Annotated in this window: 17 protein-coding genes; 10 read left to right on the forward strand and 7 right to left on the reverse strand. The window is 57.6% G+C overall.

All coding sequences use genetic code 11. The annotated features are described in order from the left end of the window. Positions 1-81 precede the first annotated feature (81 nt). Positions 82-1,116, reverse strand: coding sequence for a methyltransferase (locus ACP15L_RS03205; protein WP_425083092.1), 1,035 nt, complete (start codon positions 1,114-1,116; stop codon positions 82-84). Positions 1,117-1,208: 92 nt separating this feature from the next. Further along, positions 1,209-2,078, reverse strand: coding sequence for a polyprenyl synthetase family protein (locus ACP15L_RS03210; RefSeq protein WP_425083093.1), 870 nt, complete (start codon positions 2,076-2,078; stop codon positions 1,209-1,211). Positions 2,079-2,177: 99 nt separating this feature from the next. Here ACP15L_RS03210 and crtD point away from each other — a divergent pair, with 99 nt between their 5' ends. Both crtD and crtC read left to right on the forward strand, forming a co-directional pair. Then, a complete protein-coding gene (gene crtD / locus ACP15L_RS03215; RefSeq protein WP_425083094.1) occupies positions 2,178-3,758 on the forward strand; it encodes a 1-hydroxycarotenoid 3,4-desaturase CrtD in 1,581 nt (526 codons plus the stop codon). After that, on the forward strand, positions 3,722-4,591 hold the full coding sequence (gene crtC / locus ACP15L_RS03220) for a carotenoid 1,2-hydratase (RefSeq protein ID WP_425083209.1): 870 nt from the start codon (positions 3,722-3,724) through the stop codon (positions 4,589-4,591). Before crtD ends, crtC begins: the two co-directional genes overlap by 37 nt. On the opposite strand, the gene tspO is transcribed toward crtC, so the two are convergent. Genes tspO through ACP15L_RS03235 form a run of 3 tightly spaced genes read right to left on the reverse strand, consistent with a single transcriptional unit; the run spans position 4,588 to position 7,660 of the window. Continuing rightward, on the reverse strand, positions 4,588-5,070 hold the full coding sequence (gene tspO / locus ACP15L_RS03225; protein WP_425083095.1) for a tryptophan-rich sensory protein TspO: 483 nt from the start codon (positions 5,068-5,070) through the stop codon (positions 4,588-4,590). The two genes, crtC and tspO, sit on opposite strands and share 4 nt — an antisense overlap. Then, positions 5,070-6,113 carry a 15-cis-phytoene synthase gene (gene crtB, locus ACP15L_RS03230; protein WP_425083096.1) on the reverse strand — a complete coding sequence of 348 codons (1,044 nt, stop codon included), beginning with the start codon at positions 6,111-6,113 and terminating at the stop codon, positions 5,070-5,072. The genes tspO and crtB overlap by 1 nt, the downstream gene beginning before the upstream one ends. Continuing rightward, positions 6,110-7,660 (reverse strand): phytoene desaturase, encoded by a 1,551-nt coding sequence (locus tag ACP15L_RS03235; RefSeq protein WP_425083097.1) that lies wholly within the window; start codon positions 7,658-7,660, stop codon positions 6,110-6,112. Before ACP15L_RS03235 ends, crtB begins: the two co-directional genes overlap by 4 nt. A 120-nt stretch (positions 7,661-7,780) precedes the next feature. Between ACP15L_RS03235 and crtA the strand changes: the two genes are divergently transcribed. The 4 genes from crtA to bchO are packed head-to-tail and all read left to right on the forward strand — an operon-like array spanning position 7,781 to position 12,011. After that, positions 7,781-8,482 carry a spheroidene monooxygenase gene (crtA, locus tag ACP15L_RS03240; protein ID WP_425083210.1) on the forward strand — a complete coding sequence of 234 codons (702 nt, stop codon included), beginning with the start codon at positions 7,781-7,783 and terminating at the stop codon, positions 8,480-8,482. Next, entirely contained in the window at positions 8,479-9,486 is a 1,008-nt protein-coding gene (gene bchI / locus ACP15L_RS03245) for a magnesium chelatase ATPase subunit I (RefSeq protein ID WP_425083098.1), read from the forward strand. The genes crtA and bchI overlap by 4 nt, the downstream gene beginning before the upstream one ends. Further along, positions 9,483-11,117 carry a magnesium chelatase subunit D gene (locus ACP15L_RS03250; protein WP_425083099.1) on the forward strand — a complete coding sequence of 545 codons (1,635 nt, stop codon included), beginning with the start codon at positions 9,483-9,485 and terminating at the stop codon, positions 11,115-11,117. Before bchI ends, ACP15L_RS03250 begins: the two co-directional genes overlap by 4 nt. A gap of 3 nt (positions 11,118-11,120) precedes the next feature. After that, positions 11,121-12,011: an alpha/beta fold hydrolase BchO gene (bchO, locus tag ACP15L_RS03255; RefSeq protein ID WP_425083100.1), complete on the forward strand. Its 891-nt coding sequence runs from the start codon at positions 11,121-11,123 to the stop codon at positions 12,009-12,011. Here bchO and ACP15L_RS03260 read toward each other — a convergent pair. Continuing rightward, on the reverse strand, positions 11,990-13,345 hold the full coding sequence (locus tag ACP15L_RS03260; RefSeq protein ID WP_425083101.1) for a PAS domain-containing protein: 1,356 nt from the start codon (positions 13,343-13,345) through the stop codon (positions 11,990-11,992). The genes bchO and ACP15L_RS03260 overlap by 22 nt on opposite strands. A gap of 247 nt (positions 13,346-13,592) precedes the next feature. Between ACP15L_RS03260 and ACP15L_RS03265 the strand changes: the two genes are divergently transcribed. Genes ACP15L_RS03265 through ACP15L_RS03275 form a run of 3 tightly spaced genes read left to right on the forward strand, consistent with a single transcriptional unit; the run spans position 13,593 to position 17,117 of the window. Beyond that, complete coding sequence (locus ACP15L_RS03265; protein WP_425083102.1) at positions 13,593-14,234, forward strand: biliverdin-producing heme oxygenase; 642 nt, start codon at positions 13,593-13,595, stop codon at positions 14,232-14,234. Beyond that, entirely contained in the window at positions 14,234-16,531 is a 2,298-nt protein-coding gene (locus ACP15L_RS03270) for an ATP-binding protein (protein WP_425083103.1), read from the forward strand. The genes ACP15L_RS03265 and ACP15L_RS03270 overlap by 1 nt, the downstream gene beginning before the upstream one ends. Continuing rightward, the gene (locus ACP15L_RS03275; RefSeq protein WP_425083104.1) at positions 16,512-17,117 is read left to right on the forward strand and encodes a response regulator transcription factor; all 606 of its coding nucleotides are present in this window, start codon (positions 16,512-16,514) and stop codon (positions 17,115-17,117) included. Before ACP15L_RS03270 ends, ACP15L_RS03275 begins: the two co-directional genes overlap by 20 nt. A gap of 512 nt (positions 17,118-17,629) precedes the next feature. On the opposite strand, the gene ACP15L_RS03280 is transcribed toward ACP15L_RS03275, so the two are convergent. Further along, positions 17,630-18,043: a phosphate-starvation-inducible PsiE family protein gene (locus ACP15L_RS03280; RefSeq protein ID WP_425083105.1), complete on the reverse strand. Its 414-nt coding sequence runs from the start codon at positions 18,041-18,043 to the stop codon at positions 17,630-17,632. A 302-nt stretch (positions 18,044-18,345) separates the two neighbouring features. Here ACP15L_RS03280 and ACP15L_RS03285 point away from each other — a divergent pair, with 302 nt between their 5' ends. Continuing rightward, entirely contained in the window at positions 18,346-20,358 is a 2,013-nt protein-coding gene (locus ACP15L_RS03285; protein WP_425083106.1) for a CocE/NonD family hydrolase, read from the forward strand. Positions 20,359-20,367: the final 9 nt, after the last annotated feature.

Here is a 20,367-nt window from a genome sequence, read left to right on the forward strand (position 1 = left end):
CCTGACGAGCTATTATGTCAGTTTAACTTTACGCAACCATCTGTCAATTAAAACTGACACTATACATGCAAACCGGCGGTCTCAGCCCGGTTTTGAGGCCGTCACCGACGACGTTATATAGCTGCGCAACGGCGTGAGTGAAGCAACGTCCACAAATCCAGCCTGTTCGAGCAGCGCACCGATTTGCATGGCTGACCGCGCCTTCCCGGTGCCCATGGCAAGCGTATAGATCGCAAAATAGACATCGGTGATCGGGTCCGGGTGATCCCCGCCCGACATAGGTTCTGAAACGATCACACGCCCGCCCGGTGGCAAGGCCTCAAACACCTTACTTAACAGATCTTGGACAGTCGCATCATCGTGATCATAGAGCACTCGGATCAGGCTGATTGCGTCGGCCCCCGTCGGAAATGGATCCGACCGAAAGCTCCCACCGACACAGCTAATGCGGTCCGACAGTCCGACTGAGAAGAGATAAGCGTCTGCAGCGTCGCGGGTTTCCGGAAGATCAAACAACGTAAGCAGCATATTCGGGTAGCGCCGCGCGACTTCGGCCAGAAAGGCGCCGCTGCCGCCACCGACATCCACAAGATGGCGTATGCCGTTCAGCGATACCTTGCGTAGCGTGTCCTCAGCCACAAGGCGCTGGCTGCGCGCCATCAAAAGGGAATAGCGGTCTGCCTCATCACGGCCCACATTGGTTGCGTTATGTACATAGGGCCAGAACTCGGACAGCTCGGTGCGCGCGTCACCGCGCAGAAACGACACCGGGTCCTCGAGGTCGCGATACAAAACCCGGTGATGCCGAATCATGTCGGTCAGCCCCGGAACACCTCGCAATGCGGCCCCCTTTCGAGCCAGCCCAAAACGCCCGTCGCGACGGCGCCGGAGAATACCCAAAGCCGCGCCGGCCTGCAAAAAGACCAGCAAACGCTCGGCCTTGACCCCGGTTTCATGCGCTAGCTGCCGTACGGGCTTTGGACCATCTGCCAGGCGGTCGAACAGTTCGAATTCCACCAGAGCCACAAGAACCTGACTTGATACAAAGCCTTGAATAATATCAAAAATTTCTGCCCCATCTCTCTTGGCGAACCAGCGGGCGATCGGCAATCGCATTGCGAAGGATTGCACATCAGCTCGCGCCAGAAGGCGACCAAGCTTAGTACTTATCGAAAAGGGACGCGCGACATCAGGCGACCGTCCCATTGTCAGGCCTTCGCAACTGCCGGCGTAACTGGTGTCAACGCTTCTGCCTGTTTGCGCACCAGTTGGGCCAAGATGGCTTCGCCCGGACAGGACGGAATCGAGGCGATTGCGCCGCTTAAGATATCATTCAACCGCTGTATTGCGCCCTTGATGCCAAACTGCTCGACCGCACTTGGACGACCGTGAAGATCATCCTGCCCGGCAGGCTTGCCAAGTTTCTTTTCATCGTAAAGCGCATCCCGAAGATCATCTGCGACCTGATAGGCTTCGCCAATCCGTGCACCCAATTCATACCAAGGTTCAGCATCGTGCCCGGCGGCAACGGCTCCCATTTGAGTCGCTGCAACAAACAACGCACCGGTCTTGGATCGGTGATAGGCGCTCAGATCAATGCTCTGTTCGCTCTCCCACCCTTGCCCAGCGCAGATGCCATTCGGCATACCCGTCTGCTGCGCTAACAAGGACAGTAGCCCCAGTGCGCGTTGCGGTTCATGCATGGCGGCGCGTGTCAGAATGTCAAAGGCCAAGATGATCAAGCTGTCACCGGTCAAAACCGCCAAAGGTTCTGAAAACGCACGGTGAACAGATGGCTTGCCGCGCCGGATGTCCGCGTTGTCGAAACAGGGCAAATCATCGTGAACAAGACTTGCACAATGGATAATCTCGAGCGCAGCCGCGGCAGCATCTGCTACGGCGGGTCTATCGTCACCACAGGCCAGCGCGACGGACATCAAGATCGTCGGACGCACCCGCGCGCCGCCAGGAAAGCAAGCATAGTCCAAGGCCCTTGCAAGCTGATCTGGTGCTGGGGCAACCCTTGCGCGAGCAATGTTCTGCTGTATGGCACTATCGATCCTTGTCTTCAGTTCCATGCGCATCCCTTTGCTCTGACAACCCAGTGTGAAAGTTTAAATTGACACAATGGTGTAAATTACACTGGACAGTTATCCGTTCGGAGTCAACAATTCCTTATGAGCGCGAAACAAACGCATATGCGCCACGCGGTGGTCATCGGCGCGGGCATTGGCGGCCTGTGCAGCGCCGCGCGGATGTGCGCGTCCGGGTTCAGTGTGACTGTTCTCGAACGACAGGCCGATCCGGGCGGAAAGGTCAGGACTCTTCCCTCTGAAAGTGGTGCTGTTGATGCGGGCCCAACTGTTTTGACCCTCAGGCATATATTCGACGACGTCTTCGCCAATTTGGATGAGCGGCTGGACGATCACATTGAGCTCCACAAGCTGCCCATTATCGCTCGGCATTTCTGGCCCGATGGAACTAAGCTTGATCTGCACGACCGACTGGATGCAAACCGCAAAGCGATCAAAGAATTTGCCGGACCCGAGGCAGAGGCGGAATTCATGCGCTTTAACGCTGAAACCAAAGCCCTGTTTGTCGCTCTGAGCCCGACGATGATGGAGAAACCGCAGCCATCGCCAGTAGATCTTGCGACGACGTTTCTTCGGCACCCCGCATTGCTTGGGGCAATGGCGCCAATGCAAAGCCTTCGCGGGAAGCTGGCTCACAGGTTCAGTGACCCGCGTCTTGCTCAATTGTTCAACCGTTATGCAACCTACGTTGGTGGTCTGCCGCACCAGTCTCCTGCATTGCTCAGCCTCATTTGGCAAGCCGAAGCAGCAGGCGTTTGGTCGGTTAAGGGCGGTATGCAGTCCCTGCCAAAGGCGCTGGAGGCGTTGTGCAAGAGGCACGGTGCACGTTTTCAGTATGACACCGAGGTGACTTCGGTGTCTTGCGAAGACGGCCACGTTAAAGGTGTCGAATACAACGGCGGGACTACAATCGAGACGGATCTCGTGATCTATAACGGGGATCCCCGAGCGCTGGCTAAAGGGGCGCTGGGGCCGGATGTGACTGGTGTCGCTCAGCAGACACTGAACACTCCACGCAGCCTGTCAGCGTTGGTGTGGAGTTTCGATGCAGTCCCGCGTGGTCTGGATCTGGAGCATCACAACGTTTTCTTCACCGATCCGAGCAGTCCGGAGTTTGAAGAATTGCAAGCCGGTCTCTTTCCCCGCCAGCAGTCGATTTATGTCTGCGCGCAAGACCGAGGACCGGACACGCAAAAGCCGCCCGGTGCGCGCGAGCGGTTCGAGATCATTCTGAATGCCCCGCCCTTAGGCACCGGCCCCGAACCCGAAATGGAGTTCCAGATATGTCAAATGCGTACATTCGAGGTGCTTCGCCGCTTCGGTCTGACCTTCGACCCGCCACCGAGGCAAGCCAACCTGACCCGACCGGCGGATTTCGAGGCTCTGTTCCCCGAGAGCAGCGGATCACTTTACGGGCAGAGCCCGCATGGGCTGACGGCAGCGCTGAAGCGCCCGCGCGCGCGGACAACGATCAAGGGCCTGTATCTGGTAGGCGGCGGCACACATCCGGGTGCCGGCTTGCCGATGGCTGCACTCTCCGCCCGGCACGCGGTCGAGACGATCATGCAAGACCAAACTTCGCCCTCAACGTCCCGCCAAACGGCTACGCCTGGTGGTATGTCGACGGGATCAGCGACGATCAGAGCCGGGCAATCTCGATCATAGCATTCATCGGTTCGGTTTTTTCGCCGTGGTACCGCTGGTCGGGTCGTAGAGACCCGGAAAACCATGTTTGTATCAACGTGGCTACCTACGGGCCGGGCGGGCGGTTTACCATGACGGACAGGGGCCGATCGGCCCTGCGATTGACGCGCGACAGCATGACCGTTGGTCCCTCGTCGCTCAAGTGGGACGGTGACAAGCTGATCATCGACATCAATGAGATGGGGGCTCCACCATTAATCTCGCCTGTTCGGGGACAGGTGGTTCTGGAACCGACAGCCCTGACCGATGTGGAACTGCCCCTTACTGAGGACAATTCCCATATCTGGCGACCGTTTGCCCCAACCGCACGGATCGATGTCGATCTGACCGCCACAGGCTGGCAGTGGACTGGGCATGGGTATTTCGACGCAAATTTCGGTACCCGCGCGTTGGAAGAAGATTTCTCACACTGGACATGGGGCCGCTTCCCGACAGCCGACGGCAGCGCCTGTTTTTATGATGCGCAACGGCTGGATGGCTCAACCTTGAGCCAGGCCATTTCTTTCAATTCCGATGGCTCCGCTAAAATGACTTCCTTGCCCCCCAAGGCACGGCTGAACCGCAGCCTTTGGGCCGTCCGGCGAGAAACGCGGGCAGACAAAGGGTATAGCCCCCGGCAGGTGATGAACATGCTGGATGCACCGTTCTATTCGCGCGCAATGGTCAGAACTCAATTGGGCGGAGCGGAAACAACCGGCGTGTACGAGGCGCTGGACCTACGCCGATTTCGGTCTCCATTGTTGAAACCCATGTTAGCCTTGCGCGTCCCACGCCGAGCAAAATGGAGTTTTTAGATCTCGATCGGCGGCGGATTATTGGCAGTTTCAGGGTTCAGTTGCAGCACCGACCAATTCAACGCTGCCGCAACACTCACCCAAACCAGATAGGGCACGAAGAGTACACCTGCCCAAGTATCGACGTACCAAAGCGCGAGCATCGTCGCCGCCACCGCAACCCAAAGCGCAGACAGCACGACCATACCAGCCCGCAAACGCCGCAAGCCAAAGAACACGGGCGTCCACAACGTGTTGATCGCGATCTGCAACCCCCAAAGCGCCAGTGCAAGGCTTGCGTCACCAGCCACTGCGGCGCGGGCACCTGCCCAGCTCATGCAAACATAAAGTGTTGTCCAGGCCACCGGAAACAACCAGTTCGGCGGTGTCCACGATGGCTTGCGCAGGTCACGATACCACTGCCCTGGTGGGAACATGCCACCAGTCGCGCCGGCTGCGACACAAGCGGAGAAGAAGATCAGAAAATACAGAATAAACATTATCTTGCATGCGTCCGTACTGAGGCCATAGCGCGCTGTCGCCGCGTGTTTTCCGAAGTTTGCAACTGCGCAAAGGCCGTATACAACGTATCGCTCCAATCCGTTTGAGCGGGCCGGTTACGCGCAGCGGCTTCCACCAGAAAAGCGGTTTCAGGCAAGGGCCGAGCGTATAGGCGAGGTGACCGAGGCGCAACCGCACTCAACGCAGTGCGGCAGAGGGACCACATCAACCAGCCGAGTTTTTGCCCCTTCCCCGTCCGCGCGCGTTGCGACACGCTGTCAAATCCGGATTTGCGAATTTGCCCGCCGATACCGGCATAGACAAAGCGTGCGGCATAGATTCCCGGGCGACATTGCAATGGCAGTTCCGCAATACCCGTCTCTGACCGCGAATACAGGTCTAGTGCGTGTTTCAGCAACCGAGAGACACAGATGCGTATGCCCGGCTCGGCGCGCGGATGTGCCATGAAAGCATCCACGTCGACGCCTTCCTGCTCAAGCCATTTCAACGGCAGGTACAACCGGTTTTCACGCGCATCCTCACCAACGTCACGGGCGATGTTGGTTAATTGCATGGCGACACCCAGATCACAGGCTCGAGCCAGAGCGTCCGCGTTGCGCTCACCCATGAGCACAGACATCATCACACCCACGGCACTCGCGACCCGGGCGGAATACGCGATCAGATCTGAGATATCTTCGTAGCGCCGCTCCATCGCGTCCCATGCGAGGCCTTCCAACAAGGCTTCGGGCAATGCACGGGGCATCTCATAGTCTTGGACCAATGCCGCAAAGGCCCGATCTGGCGCCGCGTTGCGCGGGCGCCCGGCATAGACCAGCTCCAATCGTTCTTTCAGCATCAGAACGGCGGCGGCCTTTTCGGCTTTCAGATCGACCTCATCATCAGCCAATCTACAGAATGCATAGAGCGCCAGCGCCGGGTCACGCACTGACTGCGGAAGCAGCTTGGAGGCCGCGTGGAATGACAAGGACCCGTGCCGGATCGCATCCCGGCAGAATTGCATATCCTGCGGATCGATCATCGCACACCCACCGGATTAGGGACGAGTTTCGCCAACACTTCGGCACTGCTGACCACGCCCGGCAAACCCGCACCGGGGTGGGTTCCCGCGCCGACCAGATACAGTCCTTTTGCTTCTTCGCTGATGTTGTGCGGACGAAACCATGCGCTTTGCAGGATGCGGGGCTCAATCGAAAACCCGCAACCCAAAGGTGACAAGTAGCGGTCGCGGAACGTGTCCGGCGTGAATACTTCGGACGCTGACAAGTGCTGGCCCAATCCCGGCAAAAGCTGATCCTCCAATACCGCTTGCACGCGCTGCCGGTAGATCTCGGCATTGGTCGCCCAATCAACGGAATTGTCATGCCCCAGATGCGGCACGGGGCTGAGCGCATAGAAGGTGTCATCCCCTTCAGGCGCAGCGGTCGGATCGGTCAGCGAAGGGCGATGGATATAGAGGCTCATATCCTCGGCCAGATGGCCGTTTTGGAAGATATCGTTGATCAGCCCGCAATAGCGCGGCCCGTTCAGGATCGTGTGGTGCCCAACATCGGGCCACAGATTGCGGGTGCCCTTGGTGCCGAAATACCAGACGAAGAGACCCATAGACCAACTGGTACGCTTCAGTCGCGCGTCGGTCCAGCGTTTGCGCCCGGTGTTGCGCAGAAGCTTGGTGTAGGTATAGCCCGGGTCGGCGTTGGAGACGACGATATCTGCTTTGACTACCTCGCCGGTGCTTAATTTCACGCCATGCGCAGTACCGGCGGAGACGAGAATCTTATCCACCTCGGCATTCTGGCGCACAAGTCCGCCCTGATCGCGAACAACATTGCGCATGGCTTCTGCGATCGCCGCGACACCGCCAATGGCGTAATGCACGCCAAACGCCTTTTCCAGATGGCTGACCAGAATGTACATCGAGGTCACCTGCGTTGGGTCCCCGCCAATGAACAGGGGATGGAAACTGAAGGCCATCCTCAGACGGGGGTCCTTGAACCGCCGCGCTGCATGGGCATAGACCGAGCGATCCGCGCGCAGCCATGCAAAGGTCGGCAAGACCTTGATCAGGTCCCAAAGACGGATCATCGGACGACGTCCGAGATCCTCGAAGCCAAACAGATAGCGCGCCTCGCTGTCCTTCAGGAACTTGCGCAGACCTTTCACATCGTCGGGCGACAAGCGTGCGACTTCGGCTTCCATTGCATCAGCGCCCCGCCGCGCCGCAAACTTCGAGCCATCTGGCCAGCGGATTTCGTAAAACGGGTCCAGCGCGACCAGTTTCACGTCCTCGTCAAAGTCGCGCTCGCAATCGGCCCAGAGGTCGCGAAACACCTCGGGGACAGTCACAATCGTAGGTCCCAAATCGAACCGGTGACCGTCGCGCCAGATAGCCGAACCGCGCCCGCCGGGCATATCCAGCCGGTCCAGAACGGTGACACGGTAGCCCTTCGCGCCCAGACGCATCGCCGCCGCCAAACCGCCCAAGCCCGCGCCGATCACCACGGCATGAGACCGGTCATCCCCAACAGGGATCGCGTCTTGCGTCAATTGCGCGTCAAGGCGAGTCATGCGTTAGCGGTCCAATCTGTTCAATTAAATTGACACACTCCATCAAAAGTCTTCCGGTTTTGACGTTAATATGTCAATCTAAATTGACACTATGGAGGTTCGATCATTCAAGTCGCAACCCTGAGCCTGTTTCGTTTCGACGGCGTTTTCAGCCGTCTCGGTGCCTTTGCCATGATGGGCTTGGCACGCTGGCCGTTGTCGCGACTCAACGGGCTGGAATTCTGGAAACTCTGCGGCTCTGGCACCGGCGAAGGGTTTACGCCGCGCCCCAATACCGCCGTTTGGGCTGTCTTATGTGTCTGGTCAGATGAAAAAACGGCGCAGAGCCGCCTGAAATCCGCCAGCCCGTTTGGATGGTATCGAAAGCATGCTTGCGAGCATTGGACCGTGTTCCTGCGCCCGATCTCTTCCCGCGGCGCTTGGTCAGGCCAAAACCCGTTCCATGTCGACAACCCGACGCCCACCGGGTCGCTCACCGCAGCACTCACCCGCGCGACGCTGAAGCCGAAGATCCTGATGCGCTTTTGGCGCAGGGTGCCGGATATCAGTCAGATGATCGGAGCGAACTCGGATGTGCTGATGAAAGTCGGGTTGGGAGAGGTACCGTTCCTTCATCAAATCACGTTCTCGATCTGGCCAGATACCGGATCGATGGCAGCCTTCGCACGCCACCCCGGCCCACATTCCGAAGCCGTGAAAGCTGTGCGCGAAGGCAATTGGTTCCGCGAAGAGCTTTACGCAAGGTTCGACGTCATAAACGAAACCGGTCACTGGGAAGGGAAGCACCCGGTGGTCTTGAAGGAGGGTCAGGACAACACATGACGCACGCGTTTCCATTCTCCGCAATTGTAGGTCAGGATCAGATGAAGCTCGCCATGATCCTGACAGCGATTGATCCGAAACTTGGTGGGGTCCTTGTCTTTGGCGACAGGGGCACCGGCAAATCCACCGCCGTTCGCGCCTTGGCCGCTTTGCTGCCACCGATCTCGGCGGTTGAGGGCTGCCCGGTGCAATCCGCGACACGGTCCGCTTGCCCGGATTGGGCCGAGGTGGCTGAAGATGCGCAGGTTCTCGACTACCCCACCCCTGTCGTCGATCTGCCTTTGGGCGCGACCGAAGATCGGGTGACCGGCGCTTTGGACATCGAGCGCGCCTTGGTGAATGGCGAGAAGGCCTTTCAACCTGGGCTGCTGGCACAAGCGAACCGGGGATACCTTTACATTGATGAGGTCAACCTGCTGGAAGATCACCTCGTCGATCTACTCTTGGATGTGGCCCAAACCGGCGAGAATGTGGTCGAGCGCGAGGGGCTATCGATCCGCCATCCGGCTCGGTTCGTGTTGGTCGGGTCTGGCAACCCCGAAGAAGGCGAGCTGCGTCCGCAATTGCTGGACCGGTTCGGCCTGTCGGTCGAAGTACGGTCACCTGATGATATCGATCAAAGGGTCGAAGTGGTACAACGCCGGGATGCGTTTGAGTTGCAGCCCGACAAGTTCCTGAAGAAATGGCACCGCGAGGACACCCGTGTGCGCAAAGCCATACTAACTGCGCGCGAAACCCTGCCAGACATCAAAATCCGCAAGCGCGAACTACGCGACTGCGCGGAACTGTGCATTGCGCTCGGCTCGGACGGGTTGCGTGGAGAACTGACCCTTGTTCGCGCCTGCCGTGCATTGGCGGCTTACGAAGGCGCGGCCTCGGTCACGCGTCGGCACATCCGTCGTATTGCGCCGATCGCGCTGGCCCACCGCCTGCGCCGCGACCCGATGGACGAGGCCGGATCTGTTGCCCGCGTCCGCCGAGCATTGGATGAGGTCTTGGGATGACACCCTCACCCGATCCATGGGCGCATGTGTGGCGCAGCCTGCGCCTGTTCGCCGTCGACCCGGTTGGATTGGGCGGTATTGTGCTACGCGCGCGCGCCGGACCAGCGCGCGACACCTGCGTATCTGCCCTGCCTGATCTCGGCTTGCCTCACCAACGGCTGCATCCTTCCCTGACGGATGCCGAACTATTTGCTTCGATGGATTTCGCCGCAACCCTTGCAAAAGGACAGCCGATCTATCGCCAAGGTCTATTGCATCGTCCGTCTGCCTATCACCTGTGCATGGCGGAACGCTGCCATTCGGAGCTGGCCGCAAAGCTGGCTAGCCGGTTGGAAGAAGGTCATTCCTGCCTGATTGCCTTCGATGAAGGCGCCGAGCCTGAGGAAACTCTGACCCCAGCCTTGGCCGACCGCCTTGCTTTGCGCATTGATCTGACTGATTTGCGCGCGTGCGATGCGCCTGCCATAGACACCGAAGATCTGAATTGCGCGCGTGCTTTGCTGCCAGCCGTTCAGACAAAAGCAACGGATATTTCCACCCTTGTGCATCTTTCTGCACGGCTGGGCATCACCAGCCTGCGCGCGCCATCTTTTGCATTGAAAGCCGCTCGATGTAATGCAGCCCTGAGTGGGCGAATGTCTGTGGAAACCGAAGACCTCGAAATCGCGGCCACGTTGGTTCTGGCGCATCGTGCGACCTGCCTGCCTGCCCCAGAACCCGAGGCCGAAGCGCCCACCCCCGAACAGCCAGCGCCCTCCTCGCCATCAGATAGCAACCCCGATCAGGACGTGCTGGTTGAAGCCGTGCGGATGGCCTTACCCGAAGGGATTCTGTCACAAACATCCCCCCGCCGCGCCGGAGCCACAGGAACTGGCGCCGGGGACGCGCGGATAGCCAAACAACGCGGACGGCCAATCGCATCGCGCCGCCGCAGACCGGACGGGCGCAGCCGGGTTGATCTGATCGCCACGCTGCGCATGGCCGCGCCCTGGCAGAAACTGCGACGTGCTGCCGAGGGCCATGTCAGCGTGCTGCCCAGCGATATCTGCCTGAAACGGTTTGAGACCCAGACCGAACGGTTGCTGATCTTCCTTGTCGATGCCTCAGGATCAGCTGCGCGTGCGCGCCTGAACGAAGCCAAGGGCGCGGTCGAGCACCTGCTGGCCCGCGCCTATTCCCATCGAGATCACGTGGCCCTTATCGGGTTCCGCAATGACTCGGCTGATATCCTTCTGCCCCCAAACCGGTCTTTGGTATTGGCAAAGAGACGCCTGGCCGCCCTGCCAGGAGGTGGCGCGACGCCATTGGCCGACGGGCTGCAATGCGCATGCATCATGGCGGGCAGCGCCCATAAGCGGGGCATGACCCCAACCGTGATCCTGCTAACAGATGGCCGTGCGAACGTGGCGCTGGATGGCCAGAGAAACCGACAAAAGGCCACCGAAGATGCAGAACACACCGCCGATTGGCTGCGCGCCTCTAAAATCCGCAGCGTTGTTCTGGATACCGCCATCCGCCCCCAGAAGGCGCTTCAAAGTCTCGCACATCGAATGGGCGCCGACCATGTCGCCCTGCCCCGCGCGACCACTGCGGGGCTGACGCAGGCGATTGAAACCGCCGTCCACACCTAAGCGATGGACTGGCAGCGCGACTTACCAACCTGGCCGCACAATGCATGGTCTCGACGCGTAGTCTGCGCACTACATCGCTGGCATGTACAAGAACATGGCAAAGGACCAACGTTGCTTTTCCTGCATGGTGCGGGCGCTTCAACTCATAGCTGGAACGCGATGATGACTGAGCTTTCGCGGGACCATCACGTCGTCGCAATCGATCTGCCCGGACATGGCTTTACAACTCTCGGCGCTTCGAACCGCAGCGGGTTGAACCAGATGACCGAAGATGTCGCCGCCCTTTGGAAACAGGAAGGATGGCGGCCACAGAAAATCATTGCCCATTCCGCCGGGGCCGCAATCGCTCTGCAACTCTGCGAACATCACCTGACGCCAAACGATCGACCTCAATCCATTTTGGCAATAAACCCGGCCTTCACCGATTTTGACGGTTTAGCGGGAGTGCTCTTCCCGCTCATAGCCAAGTCTTTGGCCGTGAACCCTCTGACACCGTGGCTCTTCACACTTGGCCCCGACGCCATGTCTCGTGCAAAACGGTTGATCGCTTCAACTGGGTCAACGATCCCTGCCGAGCAACTGTCGCTGTATGCAAGGCTATTGAAGGACCGTCGGCACGTTCAGGGGGCTTTGTTCATGATGGCGCAATGGTCGTTAAGGAGTTTCAAAACAACCATGTCCCAGTCGCAGACCCCAATGGAGATCGTAGTTGGACTGAACGATCAGGCCGTGCCGCCGGACCGTACTGCTGAGGTGCAACAATCATTACCAAACTCGACGCTGACCGAACTGCCCAATCTTGGGCATCTCGCGCATGAAGAAGCGCCAGAGCTGTTCGTTTCGCTTGTCCGTTCAGCGATTCAAGACTCCCGTCAATCGGACCCAAGACCGTAACGGTCCAACTTGCTGTAGAGACCTTGCCTGCTGAGGCCCAAAACCTTGGCCGTTGCGGCTCGGTTATTGCCAGTCAGTTTCAGCGCAGCAAGTATCAGGTTTTTCTCCAGACCGGCTGTTTCTTCCTGAACCAACTCGCGCAGCGGAGCCTTACCGATCCGACTGAGCATGGTCTCAATCGACGCGTCAGCGGCGGAATTTGCGCTGTCTTCGGTTAGCCGAGTTGAAAGGTTCCGAATTGCAAACCCGATCCTGCGGGGATCAGAGTCAGGGATTACGGTCCCGGAAAGCTCGACTTCAAGGATTTGACCATTTGGCCGTCTAACGCTGGCTGGTAGGGACCGAATGCGAGGGTTATCGCTCAGGATCTTCAGAACAGAGGCGAAATCCAAGTCCGCAGGATCAAAGAACTCACCCAGACCCCTCTCGGAAGTCGACGAGGTGAGATGGACCAGTTCCTCAAACGCCGTATTGTGCCAAATGACTTTACCCGCTTCATCAGTGACGACGATGGCTTCAACTGCCGCGCGAACCCATTCGACGAGGACGTCTTCAGTCACCATCTGCCCGCTCGCAGACCCCGCTGGGCGCAACCGCACAATTACCGTTTCGCTACCGCCGAAACTCGGCGACACGTCCACAACAAGCGGTTGACCATTTGCAAAGCGTGCTTGCAACGATGCCTGAGCTTGCGTACGCGAAACAGCACCAAGAAGCGCTTTCAGCTCTTTGTGATCCGATTTTCGAAATAGGGAAACGACCGACCGTTTCGATAGCGTTTCCAGTTCCTCCCCCAGAGTTTTGGCAACCGCCGGATTGGCGTCAGTAATCTGCCCCGAGGCCACGTTCACAATCAAAAACGGCTCTGACCCAATGCTGAACAGAGTTCTGTATTCAGCCTCGACCCGTTTCTGAGCATCGAGCTTTTCTCCCATCATCCGATGCAATTCGACGACTCGGTTTTGCAATTCCGAAAACGCGCTGATGTCCTTGCCCAGGACGATCCCAGTGCGTTGCTCAGACAACAGCGCGGCCGAATAGGCGATCGTTTTCGTAAGGCCGTCGCCCGTCTCGTGCCGAACCACACACTCATGTCCGAGTTGGTCGTTTCCTACGTCTGAAAGGAACTCCCGGAACTGGGCATAAGCGTTACCGGGTAAAGCATCACTGATCAATTGTCCGCACCAACTGAAGGCCCCAATGCTGCCGAGCAACTTTGAGTCACCGATGATATCGTTGATCAGGCCATCCTCGCTAACGAAAAGAAGGATATCCGCCGCGTGTGTCAGCAAAGACTTCAGTGTCCCAGCATCAAGTTCGGAAAATTGGGTCAACAAACCCGTGTCTTGACTACTCACAACGCCGTCTCACCTTTTCCAGTGTAAAAAAGCAATACCGCAGAACTACCAGATTTTCAAATCGCTCACCCAGTGTCTCATTGATTTTGCTCCAGATTTTTTTCACGATAGACCTAAGTTATGAGCGCACGGTCGTTTCGAAATGATCCTGCCGAGCTTGTAGCGGTCCATCTCATTTCTTTGGACCGCAGACTTGCCAATAGCGCAGACCGGAGGAAAACTTTTGAAAGCTCTGTCAGAATTGGACGGCCAGTCCTTGAGGGCGATTTTGCGGAACGAGACGGATGTCTTGCACAATAAACTGCACGCGCAATTCAGTTTCGCGTCGCTGCTCGACGGTTCGCTACAACGGTCTGAATATCACGCGCTCATCAAACGTTTGCATGGGTTTTACGCGCCATTAGATGATGCGGTCTTAGCGGCGCTGGCCGACAATGACGTTTCGGCACCATCGTTCTGGTACGAGAAGAGATCGCGCCTGATCGCGCAGGATATCCGCGATCTGGAAGGTGATCACGACAACGTTTCGACCGGCCCGACCTGCAGAGAAATTGCCGAGGTTGTGACACCGGAAACGGTCGGTGGTGTGCTCTACGTCGTTGAGGGTGCAACAATGGGCGGGGCGCTTATCAACAGGGCCGCGGAAAGGCTTCTGAGCACAGACAATACACTTGGCAGAAGATATTGGGACTGGTGCCGCGTCGAAGGCCGAAACCGGTGGCGCATGACCCTGCAATATCTGGACCACCTGCAGTCTTCCGCCAGTTCGCTTGATGATCTTGTGTCTGGCGCAAAGGACACGTTTCGTTTGCTGGACGACTGGCTTGCGCCACTGGATCCGAGACCCAAACAGGGAGCGGTTTGATGTCCAATGGCGTCGATCTCAGCACGTGCGATCGCGAACCGATCCATCTGATCGGTGCTGTTCAACCTCATGGCGCGCTGGTTGCCATATCCGAAGAGACGCTCGAAATCGAATACGCCAGCCAGAACACGGACGCGTTTGTCGGTGTTGCCGCTGAAGCCATTCTGGGCAGGCACATCTCCGAGCTGATTGGCGACGAAAACACACGGCAATTGCTCGAATTGCCTTTGAAGCCGTCCAACCCGGAACTCCTAAAACCTTGGTTCTTCAGCATTGAAAGCCGATCTGACAACGCGCTTAGCGTCGAGTGTTTTCCGCACAAATATGGCGGCCATGTTATTCTGGAATTCGTCGAACCTGAACCCAATCCCACTGCCGTTTGGGAAGACGAAATTTTGCGGCAGGGCATCATTTCCGAACTCGTCAAACCCGGCGTTCTGGTCGAGATTGCCGAAGCCAGTGCCAAGATGATCCGGGATGTGACTGGCTTTGACCGAGTCATGATCTACAAATTCGCCGAAGACAAACACGGCGAGGTCATCGCCGAGAGTACAAACCGACCGGACAGCTTTCTGGGTCTGCACTACCCTGCGTCTGACATACCCGATCCAGCGCGCCGCCATTTTACGTTGAACGTCATTCGTACCATCCCCGACATAAACGGCACACGCATCCCGATCGTCTCCCGGTCAGGCGAGGTGGCCAGCGAAACGTCCTCTCGTCCACTTGATCTGACGTACTCGAAACTGCGCGCGGTGGCTCAGGTTCATGTCGAGTACCTGAACAATATGGGTGTTGGTGCCAGCCTTTCGATTTCGCTGGTGACAAACGATGAACTTTGGGGGCTGGTCGCCTGCCATCATTACGGCAAACGCCTCGTGTCCTCCAGCAGGCTGCGATTTGCAGAGCTTCTGGCCAGCACGACCTCAGCCCTGCTTCAAAGCATCGAAAACACAAACCAACTAAAAAAATGCATTACCGCGGAAAAGACCGTATTCCAAATCGAACAGCGCGCGCGAAGCGGAGCTGCTTTGAGTGATCTGGTCAGAGATCAGGCCGAAGCCTTGATGGAGATGATAGACGCCCAAGGCTTGGTTCTGGTTCTGGGTCGCACAGTCACCACAGTCGGTTCGGTACCATCGCATCCAATCGAATTTCAGCCTTTACGCGCACATTCCAATGACGGTGTCGCAACGTCCTCGCATCTGTCATCAATGACGCAACTGAATGATGAGCAAATCGAAAAGGCAGCAGGAGCTGCGTTTCTGGAGCTTTCGGACGATGGGAAAGACTATCTGGTGCTCCTGCGTTCGGAATATGTCCAGACGATCAGCTGGGCAGGGAAACCGGATAAGATTGAAACGCAAACGGAACAAGGCACGACCCGCCTTTCGCCACGCGGCTCATTCGCGCTGTGGAGCGAGGAGCGACGCGGACAAAGCAAACCTTTTGACGCCATGGACCGGGATGCCTTGCGGATTCTACGGCGTGCGCTTTTTGCATTGAACAGTCTGGAACATGAACAGGCCGCGTTAGAAGCGCAGAAAAAAGCGGAAGCTGAGAAAATCAAGTTGCGCCATGCTCTGCTTGATGCAGCCCGGGCAAGTTCGATGGGGGAATTGGCATCGGCCATCGCACATGAGCTCAATCAACCACTTACGGCTGTATCGAACTATGTAAACGCGTGTCGACAGGAGTTGGTCCGGTCCGGCGTCGAAATTCCGGAGCCCGCTCAAAGCCATATCGATATGGCCGTCAACGAGACAGCACGCGCAGGAGAATTGGTTCAACGCATCAGAAATTTCATTTCCAGCGGTGATCTGAACACAGACCTCATCGACATCAACAAAGTGATCCAACAGGGGTTGGATCTGGCATTGGTCGCAAGCGAGCTCCCTGACCTACGAGTGACCACCAATCTGGATCACGGTTTGCCCAAAGTCGTCGGAGATCCGGTTCAACTGTCTCAGGTGGTTCTCAATCTGGTGCGCAACAGTCTGCAGGCCATGGAAAACCAAGTAGACCACCAGCTGACTATAGAAACCAAGAGGCTTGGAAACCAGGTTCGGGTCGTGGTTCGGGACTCCGGACCCGGTATTCCTGAGGAGATAAAGGACTTTCTTTTCGAACCTCTGCGCGCAACCACAACCCAGGGCATGGGTATTGGCTTATCTCTGTGCCGTTCTATCCTTGAAGCACATGGCGGAAAAATCTGGGTCGAACCTGCGCCCACTGGTGCAACTATGATCTTCAGTCTCCCGTTGATTGAGGAAGCAAATGTCTACCAAGCTCAGTGACATACTGATCTATGTTATCGAGGACGACAAAGCGGTTCTGAGTTCGCTTTGCGCGGTATTGGGTGCCTATGGATTTCATACAGAACCACTCACCTCGGCTGAGGCTTTTCTTGATCGGTTCGATAGACACGCGAAATCCTGCCTCATCATGGATCTCCGACTGCCCGGCATGAGTGGGATGGAACTGCTCAAGCATCTGAGCGAAACAGATGCGCGCTGTCCGGTTATCGTAATCACCGCCCATGGCGACGTGCCTGCCGCTGTTGAGGCCATGCGGCTGGGGGCTGTCGACTTCATCGAAAAGCCGCCGCCCGTTGAACAAATCCTTGAGGCAATCAAATCGGCTGAAACCAGTCTTGCCAACAAACCGATTTTGACTGTGCCAAAGAAAATCGTAGAAGAGCGCCTGTCAAAACTGACGGATCGCGAACAACAGGTTTTGCAGTTGCTCCTTAAAGGTAGGCTCAACAAAGAGATTGCCAGTGAACTTGGGCTGAGCCGTCGCACGGTCGAAGTTCACAGATCCCGCATCCGAGAAAAAATGCAGGCACGCGGAATCGCAGACCTCATCAGGATGACCGAATAGAGCCGCGGCTACAATCATACGTATTACTACGTAGTGGATCGCCACAACTACCGGGCGACCCGAAACCTACCTACCCTAAGGAGCACCGCAACTTAGGGGAAAGAACGTGCCAACTGACGCAAGTCAGCCTTTTGACGGCAGCACTCAGCATAGTCCTGCACCCAACGGAGCATCGGATCCCACAACTTACCTAATTGAGTTGGACGCTGAGCTCGCTGCTGCTGCCGAAGGATGGCGAAAGGCAAACAAAATTAAGTCAACGAATGAAGCTCTGACAGAGCTCGTTCGCCTTGGATTACTTAGCGAAATTTCCCAATTGCACGATCTGGTGGCCTCCATCAGAAACTCGATTAAGAAATGATCTATCTTCCGATGCGTGTCGGCAGTTTCCAAGCCATTTTGGATGGCTTACGGTACGGTGACTCAGCAACGCTTTTCATCCACTTCCAAAATCCATCCTAAGTTGAGCCCGTTCTTGTAGATTTCTGAAGGTCTCTCTGAACCCGGCCAGCTTAACTTTTCTCTTTTAAGGCCATTGTCCGATCAACCCAGAGCAGCAGCGCAAAAGCGCCAACCAATGCCAATACAGCGGCCTCCAAGCCAAAAATCAGAATGCCCAAAACTTGATCCATTTCCATGACGATGAGTTTTCTGACGACGGCGAGAATACCAATCATCAAAACGATCCTGACCTGCTCATCGCCCTTGCTGCCCATCACCATCAGGGGCACGGAATGGGTCAACTCAAGCGCTATGATCGCCCCAAAAGGGAGCGCAAAAAGCTGTTGTAGATCCTCATACGATACACCCGCACCTGATGAGATAACGACATGTGCGATCTCCCTCGGGAAACTGACGGTCGCGTGTAGAATAACAACCACAGTGCCAAGCAATAGGACGACAGCCACCGCTAAAAAAAATCCCATATGCCTGGTCCACAATACTGCGCATAACAAGGAAATAACTTGGAATGCGTGCAAGCCATCTAAGCGTCGCCGAAGACCCTTGGGCTGTTTCCTCAGCGTACACGCCGATTCAGAGCGGAGCTCCGGGCTAGCCGCATACCTTTGCGATCAGAACATAGAACTTGAGGCCTCACATTTTGCGGCCCGAAGCCTCCTATTCGCTTGCGCGCTGAACGGGTTGTGCGTTTCATACGACCAAACGCGGCGACGCGACACAGGTGCTTGAGAGAAACACAAGCCAAAACAACAGGAAGGACCCGGCAATGAATAGCGTAGAGGTGATCGAAACCATCTGGATTCCGATGCCCGACGGCACGCAATTAGCCGCGCGTCTGTGGTTGCCGCCCAATGCGCACGAGAATCCGGTACCCTGCCTGTTGGAATACATCCCTTATCGTCGCCGAGATCGCACGCGCCTTCGCGATGAAACCATGCATCCGCGCTTTGCCGAGGCGGGCTATGCCTCCATCCGGGTCGATATTCGCGGCAACGGCGATAGCGGTGGGCTGGCCGAGGATGAATACTCGCACCAGGAAACGCAGGACGGCGTTGATGTCATCGCGTGGCTGGCCAAACAGCCGTGGTGCGACGGCAATGTCGGTATGTTTGGCAAAAGCTGGGGGGCCTACAACTCATTTCAGGTGGCCGCCAAACGCCCCCCTGCGCTGAAAGCCATCGCGCCGGTGATGGGCTGCGACGACCGCTGGCGCGAAGACATCCATTTCTACGGAGGCGTCCTGGCTGGCGACAATTTCTGGTGGGGCTCGATCATGCAATTGTTGAACGCCTTCCCGCCCGACCCTGAAATCGTGGGCGAGGACAAGTGGCGCGACCTCTGGCGTGAACGGCTTGAGGCGATGGAGTTCTGGCCCGCCATGTGGCTGGAACATCAGACCCATGACGAAATGTGGCGGCGCGGCTCAATCTGCGAGGACTATGACGCAATCAATGTGCCCGTCTACTATTTCGGCGGCTGGGCCGATCTGTATCGCGACACGCCGTTCCGGATCTCGGAACACCTGAATGTGCCGGTCAAGGTGATGATGGGCCCGTGGTCGCACCTCTACCCGCATGAGGGCAAGCCCACCCCTCAGGTCGATTTCATCGCCGAGGTCCTGCGGTTCTGGGACTATTGGCTGAAAGGGATCGACACCGGGATTCTGGACGAGCCACCGCTGCACCTATACATGATGGACAGCATGCGCCCCGCTGGAACGCAAACGCACCGCCTTGGGCGCTGGGTCGAGGAGCGCAGTTGGCCCTCGCCCAATGTGTCGAACGAAACCTATTGGCTGAACGCGGGGTCGCTGGACGCTCAGGCGCAGACAGGCGCGCCGATGCAGGTTACCTCTCCGCAGACGTTCGGCTCGGCCGGTGGGGTCATGTGTTCCTTTGGCATTCCGGGCGATTTGCCTTTGGATTGTCGGATCGATGCCGCCGGGGCGATGGTGTTCCGCAGTGACAAGTTGGAGTCATCGTTGGACATTCTGGGCCAACCTGAAGTCGCGCTGCGGGTCAGTGTCGACCAGCCTCAGGCCTTTGTCGCTGCCCTGCTGATTGATGAAGCCCCCGACGGCGCGCAGACCCTGATCTCGCGCGGGTTCTTTAACCTGATGCACCGTGACAGTGACACAGAACCAACCCCGGTCGTGCCCGGAGAAGAGATGGACATCTCGATCCAGTTGCACGCCATCGGCTACAACGTTCCGGTCAGTCACCGGATCATGGTGCAGCTTGCGACCGCCTATTGGCCGATCTTGTGGCCCGCTCCGACGCCTGTTACCGCGACTGTCGTGCCCGGCTCCTCGGCCTTGTCGTTGCCCGTTCGCACCAATGCACCAGATGCGCCGGCCCCTCGGGACCTTCCGGTTCCGGCCCCGGGTTCGGTACCCCCGACCTCGACCAGAGGTCAGGGCGGATCCGAGACGACGCTGACACGGGACGCCCACACCGGCAGGCTGACGGAGCGCGTCTTCATCGGTGGCGGCGTCATGGGCCCATCAGCGAAGAAAGTGTTGGAAACAGGGACCGAGATTTCCGACACGTCCGAGCGGATCTACTCCATTCTGCCCGATGATCCCCTATCCGCGATCGCGACCATGCGGCAGGAAACCCGCTTTGAGCGCGGCGATTGGGATGCACGTATCAAGACCTGGTCTCAGCAGACGGCCACGGCAAGTGATTTCGTGCTGAACGCCACGGTCGAATGCTGGGACGGAGACACGCTGTTCTTCAAAACGGAATGGAATCACGTGATCCCGCGCAACGGCATGTAGGGGCGGGTT

The sequence above is a fragment of the Ruegeria profundi genome (assembly GCF_049800715.1).
GTDB lineage: Bacteria > Pseudomonadota > Alphaproteobacteria > Rhodobacterales > Rhodobacteraceae > Ruegeria > Ruegeria profundi_A.

Coding starts and splice junctions, on each gene's coding strand:
- ACP15L_RS03205 (WP_425083092.1), bottom strand. CDS start 1,116: ATGCGATTGCCGATCGCCCGCTGGTTCGCCAAGAGAGATGGGGCAGAA.
- ACP15L_RS03210 (WP_425083093.1), bottom strand. CDS start 2,078: ATGGAACTGAAGACAAGGATCGATAGTGCCATACAGCAGAACATTGCT.
- crtD (WP_425083094.1), top strand. CDS start 2,178: ATGAGCGCGAAACAAACGCATATGCGCCACGCGGTGGTCATCGGCGCG.
- tspO (WP_425083095.1), bottom strand. CDS start 5,070: ATGTTTATTCTGTATTTTCTGATCTTCTTCTCCGCTTGTGTCGCAGCC.
- crtB (WP_425083096.1), bottom strand. CDS start 6,113: ATGATCGATCCGCAGGATATGCAATTCTGCCGGGATGCGATCCGGCAC.
- ACP15L_RS03235 (WP_425083097.1), bottom strand. CDS start 7,660: ATGACTCGCCTTGACGCGCAATTGACGCAAGACGCGATCCCTGTTGGG.
- bchI (WP_425083098.1), top strand. CDS start 8,479: ATGACGCACGCGTTTCCATTCTCCGCAATTGTAGGTCAGGATCAGATG.
- ACP15L_RS03250 (WP_425083099.1), top strand. CDS start 9,483: ATGACACCCTCACCCGATCCATGGGCGCATGTGTGGCGCAGCCTGCGC.
- bchO (WP_425083100.1), top strand. CDS start 11,121: ATGGACTGGCAGCGCGACTTACCAACCTGGCCGCACAATGCATGGTCT.
- ACP15L_RS03270 (WP_425083103.1), top strand. CDS start 14,234: ATGTCCAATGGCGTCGATCTCAGCACGTGCGATCGCGAACCGATCCAT.
- ACP15L_RS03275 (WP_425083104.1), top strand. CDS start 16,512: ATGTCTACCAAGCTCAGTGACATACTGATCTATGTTATCGAGGACGAC.
- ACP15L_RS03280 (WP_425083105.1), bottom strand. CDS start 18,043: ATGGGATTTTTTTTAGCGGTGGCTGTCGTCCTATTGCTTGGCACTGTG.
- ACP15L_RS03285 (WP_425083106.1), top strand. CDS start 18,346: ATGAATAGCGTAGAGGTGATCGAAACCATCTGGATTCCGATGCCCGAC.